Raw genomic sequence first — 21,053 nt, 5'->3', positions numbered from 1 at the left:
CGACAAAAGGCGGGGGAAGGTACGGAATTTTTCATCGTACAGACCCCCGCTCATTTTCTCCCCACTTCTACAGCCACGCGCAAAGCAGACTCAATCGCCCCTTGAATCCAGCCGTGATATTCATTCGAGGTATGTTCCCCCGCAAAATAAATTCTTCCTTCAGGCGCACCGATGTAGGGAGTTAATTCCGTCTCCTGCAACGGTTTGAACAAGGAAAAAGCACCAGCAGCATGAGGCTGCAATGCCCAATTATGTGTGACCCCCGTAACAAAGGTAGTGTACACTTGCTCCCCATGAATGTCAGCCAGATGCTTTACTGCTTGCATAACTTGTTCTTCTTTCGACATGCTGAGCCACGGAAGGTCGTCATCCTCCCATGTGTAACTGACCAAAACGACCCCACCAGGCTTATCAAAACCGTGGTTGGGAAAGTAGGAGAGGCGAATAGGCGAATCGGTTACGGTTTGTCCGCTCCTTATTCCCTGTGCTTCCCAGAATCGCTGAGAAAACTGGACGCCTATTTTGGATGAGGAAACATAGTGGAGTTGACGAATGGCTTTCCACTTTTTATAGGAAAATAGGTCGTACGGTTCGACCCGAACAAACTGCAAAACGGTAAAAGGAATGGTAACAATCGCGATATCACCGGTCATCTGAAACAGTTCGTCTGTGTCGGTACGCATGCCAGAAATGGTAATTTGATTGTCTGTCTGGACGATTCGCGTCATTTTATGTCGGAAGTAAATATTCTCCTGTAATTGCGGGAGAAATGCCTGGGGTAGCTGGTCAAATCCCCCTGCTATTTCGTAAAACCGTGTAGAAGGATCGAACAGGATGAAGTCTCGTAAAATTTCGGGAAAGGCGAGCTCAGGGAATCCTTCGAAGCCAGTCATGACCTTGATCATATCGATAGCGGGGGCGGATAAGGAAGGGCCAACAGGATTGAAGCGCATAAATTGATCCATGGAAAATCGATCGTACTTTTGGACGACGAGGGGCCAATTCTTCGCTGGATCGAGGTTGATGAAGTCGATGACAGGCTTAATGGCTTGCCCGGCCAATTCGTCGAAGGTACGGCCTTTTTCATGTGGGGCTACAGGGAAGCGGAGGATGTCGGGATCGCGTTGATAGATCCAACGTCTTGTTTTGATGCCATTTACTGAGATGATGTCGTTGGGAGAACTGTTGATAAACGGATGAAGGGAAAGAGCGAATTTCGTCACGTATGCCAGGGTAAGTTCGTGCGTGTGAGGAATCCGCATGGCACCAGCTTCTAGATAATGGCCATGGGTAAAAGGAGAGCGCAATGTAAAAACTCTTCCGCCCACCCGGTCCGCTGCTTCCAAAATCGTTACGTTGTGTCCCGCTGCTTTTAGCAACGAGGCAGAAACAAGACCAGCCATTCCTGCCCCGACGATGATGATATTGAGGGGGGAGTGGGTTTGTGGGAGACCACTGCGAATAATGGACAGCATTTCAGGTTGTGTTAAGGAGAAGGAGGGATTATTCATAGATTGTCACCTTTCCATTCTTTTCCGGTACTATAATCCTATTCCATGGGTTACTCGGGTATGCGTTGTGTAAGCCGATCATACAGAACTCTACCATTTTCATCCAAGGAATGATAGGATGGAGAAAAGGGGAACAAATGATCGGAGGAGTTCGCATGTTACCAATGGATGTTATTTGGAGACCAGCGACAGGTGTCGGTTATGAGCACTTGAGAATACGAGAGGGAGCGAACCGAGTCCACATAAATAGCTTGGTGGTCGGGAAGCTGGATGATACAACCATAACAAGAATCCAATATGAAATTGTCCTTGATTCAAATTGGGTCACGCGAGAGGTTTCAATGGGAATCATGGGCGAAGAAGGAGCTTTGCATCTCTCATCGGATGGCAGGGGAAATTGGACGAACGAAACGGGTGAGCCCATATCCGAGCTTTTGGGCTGTATCGATATTGATATTTCTTGTACACCTTTCACGAATACACTGCCGATCCGCCGTTTGTCGTATACCCTATTGGAACCACAATCTATCCAAGTAGCCTATTTCTCAGCCCATGAGCTGACGTACAGACAAGTGCAACAGCAATATACGTTGCTAGAAAGCAAAGGGGACTCTTCTGTCTATCAATACCGGGCAGGAACATTCATGGAGAACATTACAGTAGATTCGAACGGACTTGTTCTGATCTATCCCGAACTGTTTTTGCGTGAGCAGTTGTAACGAGACAAGAAGTGATCGTTATAACTGAATGGGTTCAAGTCGTCTCAGGCAACATTTTGGAAGCAAAGGAAAGGGGTAAGGGTTTTATACCTTTTCCCTCAAAATCAGCGTTCTACTGCGTGACACACCCATAGTAAAAACGGGGTGCGGTTGGTCTATGAATGACCGCCGCGCCCCGTTCTTTTTATTATTACAATTTTATCTTTTTCTGACTAATTGCGTGTATATATTTCATTGTAAGTTTCCATAACACTTTCCCCAACAAAAACATCAACACACCACTCACAATAGAAATTGGCAAGTACTGCATTGGGCGGGTTGCTGTAAATGCTCCAAATTCGAATGTTATTCCGGCAATATCATGTCCCATAAGATACCCGATAAATTTAATAATTCCGCCTATTGGTGTAATAACTCCACTAATCATTAAAGCAATGGAAAGAGTACTGATAATCGGCAAAACAAAAATACCGCTTACGCCTGCAAAGCTGCTACAAAATGCAAATACAGCGCCGAATTTACGCCAACTAAATGTACTGTTCTTTGAAATGGCTTCACCTAAGTATGCTTTCGCTAATTCTTTTGGGTTTCCTAACCGTTCGATGATTTGCTCAGAAGATACACCATTATGTTGCAATTCAAGCATTACACTTTTGATTTCTTTTACAATGTCAATACGCTCGGGAGTGGACATAGGCTTCAAATGTTTTCCGATTTTTTCAAGATAGTCATTCATAATTTTATCCATAATTTAACTCCCCTTAATTTCTAATATAGCTGTTAATAAATTATCCCATTCTAAGGACATAGCGTTTAAGTATTCGTTTCCTTTTTCTGTAAGGGTATAATATTTTCTCGGTGGCAAGCCCTCTGTACTATCTTGCCAAGATGAAGAAATATATTCTTCTTTCAATAATCTTCTAAGCAAGGGATAAATTGTATTTTCTTTTGCAGCAATAATAGGATACTGCTCTAACTTACTTATGATTTCATACCCATAATATGGTCGTTGCTTTATTAGCAATAGAATACAAAAATCGAGTGTTCCTCGCTTAATTTGTGATTTCCAATCTTCTACATTCATGTATTGTACCTCCTGCATATACATCGTACAACACAGTATTTGGTTAATCAATAGTATATCAGAATTTTTTTATTCAACGTAATAGAGATATTTTGAAAGAAATACAGTACCAACAACCGCCGAACGCAAGCAGAAACAGCGGGCAATGTTACGCATTAGTGGCGCATAAGCCCTTGTATAGCGCGGGTTTTCCGGGCGCGTTTTGAGAGGGGCAAGGTTTAAAAAGTTGCCGACGAAATCCCAAAAATCCCCAAATCCTTTTTTAAAAGTAAGTTGGGGATTTTGAACCAGAAAGGTATATTTTTAACTATAAAAACTATGACAAAATTTCCCTTTTTCCTACTTGCTAAATTCAGCAAGTAAAATATTTGTAAAAGGATTAGGACTGTTATCTCTACCTAAACTGTTCAAACTGACGACCAACGTATGCTTGCCTCCAAGTGTACCTCCAGCAAAAGTAGAAAACCCTAGAATGCCACCTGTGTGTCCCCATATCGAGACACCGTTTGGAAGCATAAATTCAATGATTCCAAGACCATATCCATCCATTCCTGCTTTTCCTGTAGGAACTGTAGTAAGCATTTCTTTTAGTTGCTGTTCCTTTAGTAATTTGCCACCGAGCAAGGAAGAGAAGAATTTATTTATGTCGTCAGCAGTAGAAATCATATCTCCAGCCGAGCTACCTGCACTTGGGTTATAAAAAGTAACGTCTTTTATCTCACTTGCTTCGTCTGGTTGAGAATATCCCCGAGCATGCTTGGTGCCTGGAATAACGCTTGAATTGCCAGGTAGGAATGTATCCGACAATTCAAGCGGTTCAATAATCCGATTTTCAATCTCTTCCGCGTAGCTGTTTCCGGTTACTTTTTCAATAAGAATCCCCAGTAATACGTATCCTGTGTTTGAATAAGACCATCTCTTTCCTGGGGCAAAGTCTGGGGGCAGAGAAATCCCTATCTTCACTATTTCTTCAGCCGTATACGATTTTTTTGTATCCATAAAATCAGCGTCTTTTGACCTTGAGTATTCAGCGATCCCACTTGTATGATTCAATATTTGCCGGATGGTAATCTGTTTACCATTATATCCGTTTCCTTGAATGACACCAGGCAACCATTTTTCGATGGAGTCGTCTAGATTCAAGCGGTTCTCTCCAGCTAATTGAAGTACAACCGTTGCGGTGAACGTCTTCGTCACGCTACCAATGCGAAAGCGAAAATCTGTTTCCATTGGTTTCTTTGTGCTCAGATCCGCTACCCCAGCCGCATAACCCCACGTTTTTCCACCCTCAGAAGTTTTAGCAAGTATCCCCGGGAATCCCAGTAGCAAAGTTTCCCGCATTGCTTGCTCGACGGAATTATGATCTCGTTGAGTGCTTGTTTGTAACGAACTAGATACATTTTGAGTGGGCTCTGCTTTTACAATTGAGGTTGGCGATGTGTATAGCAGGGAACTTCCAGTTATTACAAGGGTCATACTTGCAAATATAATTTGACTATGTATTTTCATAAGACATTCCTCTTCTCTATTCATATTGTATAGGTGGTTGCTTGTTGTTCCCTATTAATCACACAGCTATCATCTCCACAATTGTTTTACCAACGCCATTCTGTCCTAACAATCGGTAAATTCCTCTTTTTTCACATGTATGTTCCCCCCTAAATGCCTTCTTTTCCTTGAAACACTCTTGTAAACGGGTTTGTTTTTCATATATACGTCATATCTGTTCCGCCTTTCACGCCTACCTCCTGTATATACATCGTACAACACAGTACATCAATCAGCAATAGTATATCAACTTTTATTCAACGTAATAGAGATATTTTGAAAGAAATTCAGTACCAACAACCGCCGGGGGACTGGGAGGTGGTAAGCGAACAGCTTGTCAAAATTTTTGAAGGCTATGGTGTAAAGGTGTACAAATTCGAAGCGGATTGACGGCAGTGGATCACATGCGCTATAGTGAAAAGAACCTTATCTAGGGAGAGATGTTGATGTCGGCGGTCGTTCTTAACTAAAGCAATTCCATACAGAAGGTCTTGATTCATCTTTCGAAATTTTGCCATGTAGCAAAGTTTCTTTGTGCTGGATGATAATCGGCCTTGGAATTAGTTAAGAACAACGGATATCATACAATGCCTTAGGTGGAAACCCTATCATTGCGCCCAAAATCCGTGCTGTGTTCAGCGCGGTTTTTTATTTGCTTGCGTTTTGTTTAGGTAACCCAAAAAAAGGGCGGAGAATGACATTTGTTCATTCTTCGCCCTTTTTTATTTTTCATAAAAAAGGAGAAATCAGTCATGAATGAAAAAGCATTACAACGTCTCGAATACGACAAAATCAAAGAAAAGGTAATGGAATACGCTTTATCGTACGCAGGGAAAAAGCATGTAGAACAAATGATGCCGATTGACTCTGTCAAAGTAGTGCGAAGTAAGTTGGACGAAACAGCAGAAGCCAAGAACATCCTGCAAAATGGAGCCAGTGTACCGATTCCCGCGCTGGAAGGGATGGAGAAGATCCTTTCCCTTCTGGGGACGGGATATGTATTTGGCGTAAACGATTTTACCAATCTGTACCTGTTTTTAACGAGTTGCTCACAGCTAATGAAGTACATGGCGACAAAAGCACAATTGGCACCACGCGTAAGCACTTATGCAGCATCGATGTACGACGCCACCAAATTGAAAAATGAAATCGAACAATGCATCCGTCATGGGCAAGTTGTCGATTCTGCCAGCAAAGACTTGTTGAAGGTGCGTAAGCGCATCATCGTATTTGAAGAGCGCTTGAAAAGACAACTGGATTCCATCATGAACAAATATCGTTCAATCATGCAAGAAAATGTCATTAGTACACGCAATGGACGTTATGTTATTCCCATCAAAAAAGAACATCGCAAGCAAGTGGCTGGCAGTGTTTTAGATGAATCGGCGAGCGGTCAAACCGTCTATATGGAACCGACTGAGATCAGCACCGTACAGTTTGAACTCACAGCACTCAAGGCAGAGGAAGAACGCGAAGTAACAAAAGTACTAATGCAATTGTCCGCGTTCGCAGAAGAATATACGCATGAACTAACTGTGAATGTCGAGACCGTTGGCATGTATGATTTCCTTTTCGCAAAAGCGAAGTACGCATTGGCAATCGGAGGAGCGAATGTCGAACTAAACGAAAAAGGGATCATCGATGTCAAGGAAGCACGGCATCCGCTACTCGGACCGAAAATGGTGCCGCTTCATATGAAGATTGGTCGAGAGTACAAATCGCTTATTATTACAGGTCCCAATACAGGCGGGAAAACATTGACGTTAAAAACCATCGGGCTTTTAACCATGATGGTGCAGTCGGGTTTGCTCGTACCCGTACAGGAAGGCAGTCGCTTCTCTATTTTCCGTAACATCGCGGTAGATATTGGGGATGGGCAAAGCATCGAGCAAGCGTTAAGCACGTTTTCCGCGCATATTCATAATGTCCTGGAAATCTTGCAGATTACCGACGCCTCGACCCTCGTTCTGATTGATGAGATGGCTACTGGTACAGATCCAGGAGAAGGTGTCGCCTTGTCGATTGCGATTTTGGAGGAGCTGCACAGAAGAGGTGCGACGGTGATTGTGAATACGCATTTTAACGAAATCAAGAATTTTGCCTCCGCAACTGCCGGGTTCCAAAATGCGCGAATGGAATTCGACGAAGAGACCTTGCAGCCACTGTATCGCTTGCGCATCGGAGAAGCTGGCCAGAGCTACGCATTCCTGATCGCATTGAAGCTAGGTATCCCGTCCGAGATGATTCAGCGTTCTCGGGAAATTACTCGGAATGGATTCACGACTACGACTACCACTACGGAAAGGCTGGAACAATACCAAGACGTTGAGCAGGAAGAGGATGAGACTCCAAGTTATGTGGGGACACGAATAATAGAAAACCCAGAAGAAGTGGAGGTAGTGGTGGAAGAGGAAAGACAAGAGCGTCTTCCACAGGAGATGTCAGAAAAAGCCGCAGATACGCCAGCCACGCCTGAGCGTGACAAACCATTTGCTGTTGGTGATTGTGTATTCATCTCCTATCTAGGGAGAACCGGCATCGTGTTTGCTGCGGAGGACTCCAAAGGCATCGTTGGCGTCATGATTCAAAATCAGAAATATAAAATCAACAAAAAGCGCCTCGTCTTGCATATTGAGGGCAAAGAACTGTATCCGGCCGACTATGACATGGACATCGTATTCGAGACAAAAGAGAACCGGAAGAAGCGCAAAATGATGAGTCGCAAGCATGTCGAAGGATTATCGATCGAGACGAAGCGGGAGGGGTGACGTATACGGGCAAAAAGCCGATTTTCTCTAAGAGAGAATCGGCTTTTTGATATTGATACGATGAATGGGCTACTTGGCCGTATGGCTAACTGTCATTTGTTTACTAACAAGCACCATGATGATCGCCAATAGCAAGAAGTAGAGTGGCATGGTGACGAGCGAGCCATTATGAAAATAACTCATGCCGCTGGTGATAAGACTGACGACGATGTAGTAACCCAAACCAAAAATAGCGCCAGCAGTCCCGAGTACATCGCTGTAGTGGACAAGGGCTAAACTCAGGCAGTTTGGAATCATGATTCCGATCCCCAGCAGAAGAGTAAAGATAGAGGCTACCATGATCGCCATTGAAACAACGGACGGACTCACTCCATACAAAGTGAAGCTTGTGAGGCATACCGCCCCTAAAGTCGTCACCAGTGAGCCGATCAGGATAATGTTCTCAGCCGGGTATTTGGTTAGCAGTTTTTTCGAGAGCATGGCTCCGATCACAGAAGCCAACGCTACGAAAATACCCAAAAGCCCAAACACACCAGGTGTCATGCCGAAAAACGCAATGAAAATAAATGGAGCTTCGGCATAGTAACTGAACAATATGCCATTTGTCGCCCCAATTAAGAAACCAAAAGCCAAAATCTTTTTGTCCGTAACAAGTCGTTTGGCTACAGCAAGCGTGCTTATCTTGGAAGCTGTAGATGTTTTGGTCTCGGGCAACGAGACAAACGCGTAAGCAAAAATCGCTAGGCTCATCGCAATCAGCGTGAAGAAAACAGCCTGATATCCAAACGATTGATCCACCCAACCACCGATTAATGGGCCAATTGCAGGCGTAAAAGCGAGAGCAGCTGAAATCTGAGAAAAAACAGCGTGACGCTTGGTGGTGTCGGTACTCTCTCGCAAGATGGTTTGGGTTACCACCGATCCTGTACTCGCACCGAAGGCTTGAATGAAGCGGCTCCATAACAACCAATCAGCCGAATCAGAGAGATAGCAACCAAAGCTGCCCAGTCCGTAAACGAATATTCCCCAGAGCATGGCAGGGCGTCGACCGATAGAATCAGAAAGTCTTCCCCAGCAAAATACACCAAAGGCAAAACCGAGGAAGTAAATACTGAGTGTCAGTTGGATCGTATTGTTACTGGCATGGAGACTATTGGCGATATCAGGTAACGAAGGTGTATAGATCGTTTCGCTAATTTGCGGAAAACCCACCAGGATCATTAATAGTAACAAAGACGGTGTTGAGATTTTTCTATTCACTTGTACATTCCCCCTATATTCCGAAAATCTCAAACAGCGCAGGAGGGAGATTACGGAATTGGGGGTTTACATTTAATGAGTCTTGAAAATGAAAGCATATTGTCACCTTACATAAGTAATAGGGGGAAATTTTTCAATAGAATAGCATTCATTTGGAATCGGTGACAAGTCATTTTCGTCTGGTGGTTTACTCACACTTTTCTCTTTTTCCTCGATGTAGGGCTGTACGGAAGCTGCTTCCACAGCCGCAGGTTGCGACTGCATTCGGATTTTGGATCGTAAATCCACCCATCATCCCTGTCTCTTTGTAGTCGATTTCGACGCCATCGACATACGGATAGCTTTCCGGATTGACGACTAGCTTCACACCATCCATATCGATTGTAGTGTCGCCTTCTTGATAGGTATCATCAAAACCGAGTCCGTAGGTCATCCCGGAGCACCCTCCATCCTTCACGCCAAAGCGAATGAAGAGAGAAGGGTTTTCTTCTTCGAGCATATTTTGAATGCGAGACACGGCAGCTTCGCTGATTTGAATCATCGTGAGACCTCCCTTTTTTATGCTTACTGTTCACCTACGATCACAACCTCAGGAACAAGGTGAATGCCTGATTGGTTGTGAACTTTTTCCTGGATCTGCCTCATGAGTGTCCGTACATCAAGTGCGGTGGCATTGCCGGTATTCATAATAAAATTGGCATGCTTGCTCGATACTTCCGCACCTCCGTACCGCATGCCCTTTAAGCCAGCATCTTCAATGAGCTTTGCAGCAAAATGACCTGGGGGATTTCTAAATACACTACCTGCACAGTCAAACGGCAGAGGCTGTGTTTTTAAACGTTTTTCTTTATATTGGTTCCACTGGAGCTTGATGCTTTCGCTGTCGCGCGGGGTCAGCTCAAAAATAGCTTCCGTGATAATGACATCAGTATCTTGCAAGGAAGAGTGGCGATAAGAAAAATCCAAATCTACAGCACGCAAGGAGCGAATGGCTCCAGTTTGCGTGATGACTTCGGTTGAATGGAAAATGTCCGATATGTCCGATCCGTTCGCGCCTGCATTCATATACACAGCGCCGCCGACAGACCCGGGTATTCCGCCTGCGAACTCCAAGCCACTGAGCCTGTGCTTGTTTGCCAACGCTGCAAGCTTGATCAAGGAGTAGGCGGCCCCTGCGTAAATCTGATTGCCCACGATCCGGGCATAGTCCAAAGCCTTGTTTAATTTAATGACCGCGCCGCGATAACCCTTGTCTGTGACTAAAAGGTTGGAGCCCTTTCCCATCACCATCCATGGGACATGATGTTCATTCAGTATTTGTAGGACCATGATCAGTTGGGATTTACTGCTCGGTGTAATCAGTAAATCCGCAGGTCCGCCAATTTTCCAGGTAGTATGTGCCGCCAAAGGCTCCTGATAAGTCACTTCGACCTGTCGTTCACGGAGAAGGGAGAATACAGGTTTCATACGTTTCACCTATCCTTCTTGGAAAAAAGCACCTTGCACTACAATCACAGTATATGCACTATTTTATATATATTCAACTAAAATGTTTAATAAATTGTAGTTACTTAGACTACACGATGTACAAAGAGTGTCACTTTATAAACATGTTTGTTGAATTAGTTATACATAGGACATATACTGTGAGCGTATCGTTCTTTTCCAAATAAAGGGGCGAAGAGAAAATGGAAAGATATAGACACCTGTCAACACGTGAATACATTCTTTTGCTGCTGAAAAGGGAAGGGGAGCTCAGCACAAAGGATTTGCAAAACAGGCTGGAGCTCACAAAGGTAGCTGTCAGCAGGCAAATGATCTACTTGGAAAAAGACGGTTTTGTTGTGTGCAGAGTAGGTCGTCAAAAAGCAGGCAGACCGATGCACTACTACTCGTTGACACAGCAAGGTAACGAACAATTTCCGAATGATTACGGGCAATTGGCCGTGGATTTGATGGAACATATCGTGCTGGCAGACGGGGAAGACCGTGTAGATCAATTTTTCGCAAGACAGCAAGAGAAGATTATCCAGAAATACGAGGGACAAATGGAAGGAAAAGTGCTATCTGAAAAGGTGGCAGAGATGGCACGCATCCAAGATGACAACGGATTTATGGCGAGATGGGAACAGGTAAGTGATGAGGAATTTGTGATCACGCAGCACAATTGTCCCTATTTTAAAGTAGCAGATCGTTATCAGATGATCTGTGCAAGAGAGCTTAATTGTTACCGAGCGTTACTCCAGACGAGCGTAGAGCGGACAGAATGCGTGGCAATCGGCGGAAAGAAATGTGTCTATCAGATCCGTTCTACGCAATCGTAGCTGTAAAGCATCATCACGGCAGATGAAACGCCAAAAGGGAGGGAACGAAAACAATGACCAACTCGAATCCATGGGATGCTGACTGGGAAGTATCTGAACCATTGGCACGCTCACTCATCTTTCAGCAGTTTCCGCAGCTATTTTCTATGCCGATCAAGCTTATCGGCTGTGGTTGGGATAACGTGGTCTTTCGAGTGGGGGACGACTATGTTTTCCGTTTTCCCAGGCGGAATGTCGCTGTTGAATTGATCAAAAAGGAAGGGGTGCTGCTGCCAATGCTTGCGGCATTCCTGACGGTACCGTATCCCAAGCCAGTTTTTTATGGTGAGGGTAGTGACGACTATCCATTCCCTTTTTTGGGGTACACGTATGTACCGGGTACGTTTCCAAAAGGCTTGACCGACGAGCAACGTGCTTCATCGGCAGTGGCACTTGCGACGTTTTTAAAAAGCTTGCACGCGTTTCCGCCCCAGCGTGCCCGCGAGAACGGGATCGAGCATGATCACAGGAACCTCCTGGAAATTGCACAGAGAAAAGAAAAGATGCAGACGTTCTTGTCTACCTTAGCTGTACATATTTCGAAAGAGGATCGGGATGCGATCGCGAATTATTTAGGGCAAATCGTGATAGACCGAATAAGTCCTCGTGAAGTGCTTCTGCATGGAGACTTGCATGTTAAAAATATGCTGGTAGATGAAGCTGGGCATGTATCAGGCATCATTGACTGGGGAGATCTCAATGTCGGTCACCCGGGAGCGGATTTGAATGTGGCCTACAGTTTTTTACCGCCACAAGCCCGCCAGCCATTTTTTCATGCGTATGGAGAAGTGGATGAAGAGACAAAAATATTGGCCAGGATGATGGCGGTGTACATTCCGATGCTGCTCTGGATGCAAGCCATTGATCACCACGACGAAGAAGTGGCAGAGGAAGCAAGAATGACGATACGGCGAGCACTCGCTGACGAATAGGGCATCGGTAACATGTTTCGGGGGACAAGCTGCTTTAGCTCATCCCCCGATTTTCTTATCCAATTCCTAACTCTTCCATTTTTCGATACAGGGTGCTTCGCGCAATTCCTAGCTTTTTGGCAGCGGCGCTGATGGACGGTGCTTGTGTGATGGCTTGCTGGATCGTCTGGCGCTCTAATTCGCGCAATAATGGCAAAGGTTCCCCGGATGCCTCTTGAAATCCATACTGCTGCTGCCATTCGCACGGAAGATGGTGAGAGGTGACCCACGAATCATCGTACGCATGTAAAAAGGCTCTCTCCACGATATTGCGCAGCTCACGAATATTTCCGGGCCATGAATGCTGCTGCAAGATCGCCAGGGCAGATTCACAGATACCTGTCGGACCGCCAGCGTATTGGGTATGAAGCTGCTGGAGGAACTCGTTAGCCAAGCTTGCAATGTCTTCCTTGCGTTCGCGCAGGGAAGGGATGCGTATTTGCAGGACATTGAGCCTGTAGTAAAGGTCTGCACGAAACTGTCCATTCCGTACCTCTTCTTCAATGGAACGATTGGTGGCAGCGATAATCCGAATGTCCAATGGCTTTTCTTCGTGAGAGCCCAATCTCGTCACTTTACGTTCTTCGAGGACGCGTAGCAAAAGCACTTGAAGCTCCATGCTCATTTCCCCGATTTCATCGAGAAATAATGTTCCTCCATTTGCTGCTTCAAATTTTCCTGATTGCCCGCCTTTTTTTGCTCCAGTAAAAGCTCCTTCTGTATATCCAAATAGCTCACTTGCGATCAGTTCACGCGGAAGTGCTGCGATATTGACTGCAAGAAAAGGGCCGTCCTTTCGCGAACTGGAGGAGTGGATGGCACGTGCCAGGACTTCTTTGCCACAGCCTGTTTCTCCGAGCAATAGCGTATTGGATAGAGATTGTGCAGCGATACGCGCTGTATGTAGTTGGGCTTGATAGAGGGGACTATTTGTATGAATCTCTGAAAACGAGTAACTGCTAGCTGTCTTTGACAAGGCTGACGTGCATGGGCGAATAAGAAAGAGGCGATACCACGTCTTTTCCCCTAGATCGAGTTCCTCCAAGAACCAATTGGTTAAGCGTTCTTGTTCCCAATCAGCTTCGAGAACAAGGCCTTCAAATAACGAAAATCGTTCTTGTGCCCGCTTGTTAGCAAAAAGTACGACGCGCCCGTCACTGAGTGCGATTAAGCATTCTTGGCTGTTTTCGGCCCATGCGAAAAGAAGACTCTTCCAATTGGGAACAGAATGAGAGGCATGACTGAGAGCTGGAATTATAGGATCAGTTTGGAGTGCGGAAGAACGTCGCATAGTGACAAGGGATAGCGGAAAAAGCGGCAAAGAGCCATTTTGTAGCAAGTGGATAAGCGCATCTCTAATCAGAGAAAATTCGTAGGGTGAAAGATTCGCAGAGGCCTTTAATTGTTGATAGAGAGAATGAAAGACAGCATGGGAGATCGCGCGATGATGGGAACGCTCGATTACGGAGGAAGAATTGAAAGACGAGAGCAGCATGCCGGCTTCAAAAATCGTTCTCGCACCCTTTCTTGGTTATAGTTTGTCTGTTCGATCGTGGGACAGGTGTCCGACAAGGAAGCAGGGAAACAAACGACACACACAATGACGAAAGCGATACAAGAGAGGAGGGACATTTCCGGTCAAAGATAGATCAACTACATGACCTGTTTTGCGACAAGCTCTTTGTAATAAGTATACAGGAGAAAATAGCCAAAAGAATCGATATTATCAAATTTTTATCGAAACCAGCAAGCATTGGCATGTCATTTGCTTCTTTTTGTGTATGTACGGCATACGCAATTTTGAACAAGTGAGGGGGAAGCAGCATGCCAGAAGTTTTATTTCGAGTTGACTTGAACAAACCGATGGAGGAGCAGGATACACCTGGTCACAACAGATGGCATCCAGATATTCCAGCTACAGTTTCCGTGAATCCAGGAGCTGTTTTTCGCATGGAATGTAAGGACTGGACGGATGGGCAGATCGCTAACAACGATGATCCTTCCGACATTCGCGATGTCAATCTCAATCGCGTCCATGTGCTTAGTGGACCTGTCTGGGTGAATGGAGCAGAACCAGGCGACCTCCTGGTTGTCGATATTCTCGATATCGGGGCACTCCCCCAATCGGAATGGGGCTTTAACGGGATTTTTGCTAAAGAAAACGGCGGGAGCTTCCTCGTCGATCATTACTCGCAGGCGGCCAAGTCGATCTGGGACTTCCACGGCATTTACACGACCTCTCGCCATTTGCCGGGAGTCAAATTTGCTGGCATTCTTCATCCAGGCTTAATCGGTACGGCGCCGTCCCATCAGCTACTGGATCGCTGGAACCGAAGAGAGAGCGACCTCGTAGCGACAAATCCTGAGCGAATGCCGCCACTCGCGAATTTGCCGACCCCGCACAGTGCCGTGTTGGGCAGTCTAAAAGGCGCAGAGTTTGATCGGATTGCCAGAGAAGCGGCTCGAACAGTTCCCCCTCGCGAGCATGGCGGAAACTGCGATATTAAAAACTTGTCCAAAGGTACTCGCATCTACTTCCCGGTTTATGTAAATGGAGCGAAGCTGTCCATGGGCGATTTGCATTTTTCACAAGGAGACGGAGAAGTGACCTTCTGCGGCGGAATTGAAATGGCTGGTTGGCTGGATCTTCATGTGGACGTAATCAAGGGCGGGATGGCGAAGTATAACATCGTGAACAACCCTGTATTCAAGCCGGGCCCAGTAGAGCCTCGCTATACGGAATACCTCGTTTTCGAAGGAATTTCCGTCCATGAGACGACAGGGCAGCAGCTGTACATGGATGCGCATGTCGCTTACCGCAATGCTTGCCTGAATGCCATCGAGTATTTGAAAACAGCGATGGGATTCACGGGGGAGCAGGCGTACATGCTCTTGGGAACGGCACCCGTGGAGGGAAGAATTGCGGGCATCGTCGATATTCCGAACGCGTGCTGCACCTTGTCTATCCCGACAAGCATTTTTGATCGAGATATTTTGCCGAAGTAAGAAAGAGACCGCGAGAGAGGGAGCCAAAAACGATGCCGAGATACGATTACATGTGCGAGGAATGTGGTCCATTTGTACAGTGGCTGAAGATGAGCGAGCTGACAGAGAGCGTTGCTTGCCCCGATTGCCAACAGCTGTCAAAACGTTTGTATGCTGCACCAGGATTGATCATGACACCGCAAGCGCTGCGCCAACGGATTGAGCGTGGTGTGGAACCGAAAATTGTACGGAAACAATCGCATTCCCATGAAGGAGCAGGGTGTAGCCATGGGAATCACTCGCATGGTGGCCATGTCCACAGCCGTGGGGGCAAGCGACCTTGGATGGTAGGACACTAAACGGATTGATGAATAGGGCGTTCATTCTGTCTCCATTTGTCTGAATAAACGCCCCTTTGCTTTTACCGCAGATATCCTCCGTTGTTGATGTCAAAAGTCGCTCCGGTGTAGTGTTTGGACTTCTCCGACAGCAGGAAAACGACGGTATCCGCCACGTCCGCAGGCAATACAGGGCTGTCAATGAGGCCATGAGCGAGATATTCTGCCCGACGCCACTCTGGAATGGTGTCCATCATCGACGTAGCAACCATGGTGGGTGCTACCGCATTGACCCGGATGTAGGGAGAGAAGTTCATCGCGCAGCTTTTCGTCAAGCCGAGAATCGCCGCCTTCGAGGCTCCATAGACTGCATCCGAGCTGCCCTCGATTCCGGATACAGAGGACAGGTTGACGATCGTTCCACGTTTTTTGGCAGGAAAAAGGAGCTTCCCGAACATCTGTGAGAAATAAATGTAACCTTTTACGTTAATCGCGAGCACTTTTTCAATCGTTTCGAAGTCGTAGTCCAGTATGTTTTTCGCTAGGTAAATGCCGGCGTTATTGACAAGACTGGTACAATCCGCATGCTCTGCCTCGATATGCGCAAAAAAAGCCGCGACTTCCTCGTAATGGCTAACATCCACACGATATGTAAGCAGTGTGTCTGCTTGATCCATCTCTTTTTCCAGTGCGAGCAAGGCTTCCTGATTGAGGTCACACGCGATAACAGCGGCCCCTTCTTGCAGGCATTGCGTTACTACGGCTTTCCCGATCCCAGAAGCTGCTCCCGTTACAATTACTTTTTGATTGTTCAGCATATCTGTACCTCTTTCTGTCAGTGTTTTAGTAGAAACATAGGTAGAAAATATGAAATGCTTTATTCAAATATAAGATCGTTTAGAAATATTTGTCTACAAGGTGGGGATTTTGATGTTACTAGCGATTCCACGAGCAGAGATTCTTGCGCGGCAGCAAGCTTATGTATTACCCACGTGATTTGAAGTATTTGAGTCATGGGAATAGTTTAAGTGGAAAGAAAAAACGTCGAGTGGTCATCTTGATGATCGTTAGGCGTTTTTTTGCTTTTTCTCAATCAAGTGCAATTGCAGTTTTGTCAGGTCTCTCGTACAATTGGTGAGAATTGTTATCAATGAATTGCTACATCATGATGTAAGAGGAGTCAGTTATGGGAAAAACAGACAAATCTCGTGATCCGAATGTCATCACTGTAAATGATGTGCAAGTTTTGTCCATTTCAAAAGAATGGAAACTTGCAGAAGCGAGAGATAGAAGCGAACAAATCATCATTTTGGTAATAGAGGGCAGGGCGTCGTTTCGGTTGGATCAGACAGGAGGGATGCTTAACCAGGGAGATTTCATGGTCATATCTCCAGAGGATATGCAGGAAGGGTTCGCTCTTTTGCCCATTACGGAGAACATCTATGTTTGTTACGTGGCGCTTTTTGCTGCTCATGCCAGAAAAGAAAGGGATGGCTGGCTCATAAACGAAGTGATGCTACCGATCCAGGGAAAGCACCATATCGAAACAATCTCCTTGATTCACCACCACATCGAACAATTGCATTTGGCATGGAGAAAAGATCACTTCGATCAGCCAACCATGCAAATTCTTTTTCTGAAGCTATGGCAAGCTATTATGGCTGGAGTCACGCTGCAAGAGAAAAAAACAGATCGTCAGCAACTTCTTCAAGGGATCGCTGAGCATATGGAGCAGCATTGTGAGGAGACTTTTCAGATTGAGGAGATGGCTCGCTACTCAGGAATGACGCCGACCCTTTTCTATCAGCAGTTTAAGGAGTACACCTCGCTCACTCCCCTGCAATTCATCAATCGGAAACGAATGGAGAAGGCCTGTCAGCTTCTGGTGGCGGAGGACGTGATGATTCCCGAGGTAGCTAATGAAGTGGGCTATCGGGATGTGTACTATTTCAGTCGGATGTTTAAAAAGATCGTTGGCGTTCCCCCTTATCGCTTCAAGAAATCGTTACAAAAGAAAATCGCCGTACTCCATCCAGCAATCATCGGTGATCTGCTCGCATTGGGGGTTTCGATCCAACATCTGATCCCTGTTTGGGAAAAGCATCGGCAAAAGAGACCGTACTCCCAGATGGAAGCAGCCACGCTGGAGTTTGACTTGTACCGTCTACACCAGATGGAGCCGGATTTGATTGTCGGTACAGATCAGGTTGCACCCTGGCTTGAACAATTGGAAGCCATTGCACCGACCTTGCTCATTCCTTTCAAAACAACGACCTGGCGGGATCATTTGCAGCAGGTAGCTGCCATGCTGGGAATTGCAGAAGTGGCGACGAGTTGGCTCTATTACTATGACCTGAAAGCAGTTGCAGCCCGCGAGCGTATCCGCAAAAAAATTGGGAATCAAACCGTTATGGCAGTGAGGGCTTGGGATGGTGGAGCCCGTATATTTGGTGCGAAAAGGCGGAAAATTTCCGATATTTTATACGGAGACCTCCAGGTAAGACCTCCAGTGGGAACAGAACATTTTGCCTTTCTGGATATCGCGGGCCTGGATGAGCTTCATGATTTTCAGGCTGATCATATTCTGCTATTCGACGAAAGGAAAATTCGAACAGATGTACGCAAGCATTGTTTGAAAGGGAATGTACATCGAGCTGGGGTATATCCTTGGCTGCATTATTCCGCACTAGGCCATGAGCAAGCCATATCAGAGGCGCTCACGCATCTTGCAGAGTCACAGGAATGTACAAAAAAGGAATCAGGTTCTTCAATTTTCTTGCGGCCACAAGTTTGTGATAATGATTGAGAATGAGTATCACTATTGTTGGAGGGAACGAGATGAAGTCACCATTGTATCCGATTGCACAAGCGATCTGTGACCGCAGAACCATAAAGAAATTCAAGCCAGACCCGATTCCACTGGAACTGATTCGTGAGTTACTGGATGTAGCTGTCTGGGCACCTAACCACGGACTACGCGAGCCCTGGCGATTCGTTCTGTATATGGAGGAAGGCAAACGGATTGTCGTCGATGCCATTCTTCAAAACGCCATGAAAAAAAGAGATCCGGAATTACTCTTACGTGTCCCGGCGTATCTATTCGTTATCGTTAATGAAGACTCTCGGCAAAGAGAACGGGAAGAGGACTATGCGGCAGCCTGCACTTTGATTCAAAACTTTCAGCTAGCGGCGTGGGAGCGGGGATTGGGCGTTGTTTGGAAAACGGAACCGTTCACGTATCAAGCAGGTTTTTTGCAAGCGGTTGGGGTACGTGAGGAGGAAAAACTCGTAGGAATGCTTCAGCTTGGCTTTCCGGAGGTCATCCCGGAAGCACGAGCGAGAACGGCTGCAAGCGACAAGCTGACCGTGATTCATTCGAACGTTGCTCTGGAGGATAAGAAGGGAAATGTCACTGTCACAGCCGATCGCTAAAAATGCTTCGATTCGAACCAGGCCGTGGATGGCGACCGTGTTGATTGTTGCGGGGATTTGCGCCATCGTGTTCGGGCTAGGTTCATCCATTATCACGGGAGTAGCTAACATCTCGTTTGCGACCGTATGGAACTCGATTTTTCACTATGATTCTAGCAACGAGCATCACGTCATTATTCAAACACTGCGAATGCCGCGTGCCTTGGCAGGAGCGCTGGTAGGAGCTGCTTTTGCCGTAGCAGGAGCCATTATGCAAGGAGTCACGAGAAATCCGATTGCCGATACGGGCTTGATGGGCATTAATGCAGGGGCTGGATTCGTGCTCGTACTCGTTTTTGCTTTTGCACCAGGACTCCCTTTTGAGTCTATTATTCTCTTTTCTTTTATGGGAGCGGGTGTGGGGGTAGGGCTTGTTTATGGACTGGCCTATTTTTCCAAAAACGGTTTGACACCTTTACGACTCGCGTTGGCGGGGGCAGTCGTCAGCTCGCTCATCTCAGGTATCAGTCAGGCGATTTCCCTGTTGTTTCAGATCAACTACGATCTGGCTTTCTGGTCAGCAGGAGGGATCTCTACAGCGGAGTGGTTTCAAGTATCCGTCATGATACCATGGATTGTGGGAGGAATCATTGTGGCAATGATCCTTTCTCGCTCCATTACCATTTTGAGTCTGGGAGAAGAGATCGCAGCGGGACTCGGACAAAAGACCAGGCTAGTGAAGGGGTTGTCGGCGGTTGTCGTCATGGTACTGGCAGGTGCTTCGGTCTCAACGGTTGGCGGTGTTGGGTTTGTCGGTCTCGTTGTTCCACATATCGTCCGTTTTCTGGTCGGGGTTGATTACCGCTGGATTATTCCTTGCTCGGCAGTCATGGGAGGCGTTTTGGTTGTTTTTGCAGACATTGGAGCCAAAATGATAGCGATGCCCTACGAGACACCGCTTGGCGCCATTATCGCTGTCATCGGAGTCCCTTTCTTCCTGTACCTGGCCCGTAAGGAAAGGAGGGAGTGGTAGTGGACATCGATCTATTTTCCCAAAAAAGAAAAAGCCGTAGTGTCCGACTGATCCTTCTTTTCGCGGTACTTTTGCTTGTCGGTTTTGTCCTGAGCTTGAACACGGGACCGTACAGTATTGGGCCCTTCGAGGTGTTGCAGACGTTGCTGGGGGAGGGTTCGAAAAAGCAGAATCTCGTGTTGTTTGAGCTGCGGCTTCCTCGCATGGTGATTGCGGTTATGATCGGGGCTGGGCTGGCTGTATCGGGAGCGATCCTGCAAGGAATCTCTCGCAATGGTCTGTCTGACCCAGGCATTCTTGGAATCAGTTCAGGTGCTGGACTGGCCGTATTGTTGTTCGTCTCCTTGTATCCCGCGACGAACATGGCACCGCCTTTTTTGATGCCGTTTCTCGCACTCATCGGTGCCACTGCCACAGCAGCCATTATCTATATGCTTGCATACAAGAAGGGGCATGGCATATCTCCTACCCGTCTCTTGCTTACAGGGATTGCAGTAGGGGCGGGACTTAGCGCCATCAGTATTATTTTGACACTTCAGTTGAATCCGCGAAACCTCGAGTTTGTCGTTACTTGGCAAATGGGATCGTTGTGGGGTTCCAATTGGAAGTTCGTGTTGGCACTTTTGCCGTGGATAGTGATCCTGCTGCCGTACGTGTATCGGAAGGCAAATGTGCTGAACCTGCTCAGTATGAACGAACAAATTGCAGCAAGTCTGGGCGTATCTCTTCAACGGGAGCGACTGGCCTTGATGGCGGGAGCGGTTGGTCTAGCTGCGTCGAGTGTAGCGACAGGCGGAGGCATAGGCTTCATCGGCTTGCTTGGCCCGCATATCGCGCGCAGATTGGTCGGACCCCAGCATCAGTACATGCTGCCTATTACGGCGCTCGTCGGTTCATTGCTCGTATTGGCCGGGGATACGATAGGGAGAAGCATCATGCCGGCTACGGAAGTACCAGCGGGTATTGTCATTTCCCTCATTGGGGGGCCTTATTTTTTGTATTTGTTGATCCGGACAAAGGGGTAAGACACGTTTGAAATCAGGAGATGAAAAAAGGAGTTCA

Annotated in this window: 19 protein-coding genes; 10 read left to right on the top strand and 9 right to left on the bottom strand. The window is 46.6% G+C overall.

The window, feature by feature from the left end; translation table 11 throughout:
- Positions 1 to 50 precede the first annotated feature (50 nt).
- Complete coding sequence (locus tag ACKKE8_RS21105) at positions 51 to 1,511, bottom strand: flavin monoamine oxidase family protein (RefSeq protein ID WP_409174750.1); 1,461 nt, start codon at positions 1,509 to 1,511, stop codon at positions 51 to 53.
- Positions 1,512 to 1,666: 155 nt separating this feature from the next.
- Between ACKKE8_RS21105 and ACKKE8_RS21100 the strand changes: the two genes are divergently transcribed.
- Entirely contained in the window at positions 1,667 to 2,230 is a 564-nt protein-coding gene (locus ACKKE8_RS21100; RefSeq protein ID WP_409174749.1) for a putative glycolipid-binding domain-containing protein, read from the top strand.
- Between the two features lie 190 nt (positions 2,231 to 2,420).
- Here the strand turns inward: ACKKE8_RS21100 and ACKKE8_RS21095 are convergent, their stop codons facing one another.
- From ACKKE8_RS21095 to ACKKE8_RS21085, 3 genes are all read right to left on the bottom strand, one after another.
- A complete protein-coding gene (locus ACKKE8_RS21095) occupies positions 2,421 to 2,978 on the bottom strand; it encodes a DUF1700 domain-containing protein (protein ID WP_064201971.1) in 558 nt (185 codons plus the stop codon).
- A 3-nt stretch (positions 2,979 to 2,981) separates the two neighbouring features.
- Positions 2,982 to 3,314 (bottom strand): PadR family transcriptional regulator, encoded by a 333-nt coding sequence (locus tag ACKKE8_RS21090; protein ID WP_409174748.1) that lies wholly within the window; start codon positions 3,312 to 3,314, stop codon positions 2,982 to 2,984.
- Between the two features lie 339 nt (positions 3,315 to 3,653).
- Positions 3,654 to 4,823 carry a serine hydrolase domain-containing protein gene (locus ACKKE8_RS21085; RefSeq protein ID WP_409174747.1) on the bottom strand — a complete coding sequence of 390 codons (1,170 nt, stop codon included), beginning with the start codon at positions 4,821 to 4,823 and terminating at the stop codon, positions 3,654 to 3,656.
- A 791-nt stretch (positions 4,824 to 5,614) separates the two neighbouring features.
- Here ACKKE8_RS21085 and ACKKE8_RS21080 point away from each other — a divergent pair.
- On the top strand, positions 5,615 to 7,630 hold the full coding sequence (locus tag ACKKE8_RS21080) for an endonuclease MutS2 (protein ID WP_409174746.1): 2,016 nt from the start codon (positions 5,615 to 5,617) through the stop codon (positions 7,628 to 7,630).
- A 69-nt stretch (positions 7,631 to 7,699) separates the two neighbouring features.
- Here the strand turns inward: ACKKE8_RS21080 and ACKKE8_RS21075 are convergent, their stop codons facing one another.
- The 3 genes from ACKKE8_RS21075 to murB all read right to left on the bottom strand — a co-directional run bounded on the left by ACKKE8_RS21075 (position 7,700) and on the right by murB (position 10,357).
- Complete coding sequence (locus ACKKE8_RS21075) at positions 7,700 to 8,890, bottom strand: multidrug effflux MFS transporter (protein WP_409174745.1); 1,191 nt, start codon at positions 8,888 to 8,890, stop codon at positions 7,700 to 7,702.
- A 187-nt stretch (positions 8,891 to 9,077) separates the two neighbouring features.
- Positions 9,078 to 9,431 carry a HesB/IscA family protein gene (locus ACKKE8_RS21070; protein ID WP_409174744.1) on the bottom strand — a complete coding sequence of 118 codons (354 nt, stop codon included), beginning with the start codon at positions 9,429 to 9,431 and terminating at the stop codon, positions 9,078 to 9,080.
- 23 nt (positions 9,432 to 9,454) lie between these two features.
- Positions 9,455 to 10,357, bottom strand: coding sequence for a UDP-N-acetylmuramate dehydrogenase (gene murB, locus ACKKE8_RS21065; protein WP_409179176.1), 903 nt, complete (start codon positions 10,355 to 10,357; stop codon positions 9,455 to 9,457).
- A gap of 221 nt (positions 10,358 to 10,578) precedes the next feature.
- Between murB and ACKKE8_RS21060 the strand changes: the two genes are divergently transcribed.
- Together ACKKE8_RS21060 and ACKKE8_RS21055 are read left to right on the top strand one after the other, a co-directional pair.
- Entirely contained in the window at positions 10,579 to 11,214 is a 636-nt protein-coding gene (locus ACKKE8_RS21060) for a helix-turn-helix transcriptional regulator (RefSeq protein ID WP_409174743.1), read from the top strand.
- 53 nt (positions 11,215 to 11,267) lie between these two features.
- Positions 11,268 to 12,185, top strand: coding sequence for a phosphotransferase (locus tag ACKKE8_RS21055; protein ID WP_409174742.1), 918 nt, complete (start codon positions 11,268 to 11,270; stop codon positions 12,183 to 12,185).
- A 55-nt stretch (positions 12,186 to 12,240) separates the two neighbouring features.
- On the opposite strand, the gene ACKKE8_RS21050 is transcribed toward ACKKE8_RS21055, so the two are convergent.
- Positions 12,241 to 13,719: a sigma-54 interaction domain-containing protein gene (locus ACKKE8_RS21050; protein ID WP_409174741.1), complete on the bottom strand. Its 1,479-nt coding sequence runs from the start codon at positions 13,717 to 13,719 to the stop codon at positions 12,241 to 12,243.
- A gap of 329 nt (positions 13,720 to 14,048) precedes the next feature.
- Here ACKKE8_RS21050 and fmdA point away from each other — a divergent pair, with 329 nt between their 5' ends.
- Positions 14,049 to 15,230, top strand: a complete 1,182-nt coding sequence (fmdA, locus tag ACKKE8_RS21045) for a formamidase (RefSeq protein WP_106782843.1) — start codon at positions 14,049 to 14,051, stop codon at positions 15,228 to 15,230.
- Between the two features lie 32 nt (positions 15,231 to 15,262).
- On the top strand, positions 15,263 to 15,568 hold the full coding sequence (locus tag ACKKE8_RS21040; RefSeq protein ID WP_409174740.1) for an FmdB family zinc ribbon protein: 306 nt from the start codon (positions 15,263 to 15,265) through the stop codon (positions 15,566 to 15,568).
- Positions 15,569 to 15,630: 62 nt separating this feature from the next.
- Here ACKKE8_RS21040 and ACKKE8_RS21035 read toward each other — a convergent pair whose 3' ends face one another.
- On the bottom strand, positions 15,631 to 16,365 hold the full coding sequence (locus ACKKE8_RS21035) for an SDR family NAD(P)-dependent oxidoreductase (protein WP_409174739.1): 735 nt from the start codon (positions 16,363 to 16,365) through the stop codon (positions 15,631 to 15,633).
- A 368-nt stretch (positions 16,366 to 16,733) separates the two neighbouring features.
- Here ACKKE8_RS21035 and ACKKE8_RS21030 point away from each other — a divergent pair, with 368 nt between their 5' ends.
- The 4 genes from ACKKE8_RS21030 to ACKKE8_RS21015 are packed head-to-tail and all read left to right on the top strand — an operon-like array spanning position 16,734 to position 21,016.
- Positions 16,734 to 18,353 (top strand): AraC family transcriptional regulator, encoded by a 1,620-nt coding sequence (locus ACKKE8_RS21030; protein WP_409174738.1) that lies wholly within the window; start codon positions 16,734 to 16,736, stop codon positions 18,351 to 18,353.
- A gap of 32 nt (positions 18,354 to 18,385) precedes the next feature.
- Positions 18,386 to 18,979 (top strand): nitroreductase, encoded by a 594-nt coding sequence (locus tag ACKKE8_RS21025; protein ID WP_409174737.1) that lies wholly within the window; start codon positions 18,386 to 18,388, stop codon positions 18,977 to 18,979.
- Positions 18,954 to 19,991, top strand: coding sequence for a FecCD family ABC transporter permease (locus ACKKE8_RS21020; protein ID WP_409174736.1), 1,038 nt, complete (start codon positions 18,954 to 18,956; stop codon positions 19,989 to 19,991). Before ACKKE8_RS21025 ends, ACKKE8_RS21020 begins: the two co-directional genes overlap by 26 nt.
- Complete coding sequence (locus tag ACKKE8_RS21015) at positions 19,991 to 21,016, top strand: FecCD family ABC transporter permease (RefSeq protein ID WP_409174735.1); 1,026 nt, start codon at positions 19,991 to 19,993, stop codon at positions 21,014 to 21,016. Before ACKKE8_RS21020 ends, ACKKE8_RS21015 begins: the two co-directional genes overlap by 1 nt.
- The last annotated feature ends 37 nt before the right edge of the window (positions 21,017 to 21,053 follow it).

Origin of the sequence: Brevibacillus fortis (genome assembly GCF_046196545.1) — a bacterium.
Taxonomy (GTDB): domain Bacteria; phylum Bacillota; class Bacilli; order Brevibacillales; family Brevibacillaceae; genus Brevibacillus; species Brevibacillus fortis_A.
Note: the sequence above shows the minus strand (reverse complement) of the source record. Positions and strands in the feature narration are given on the sequence as shown.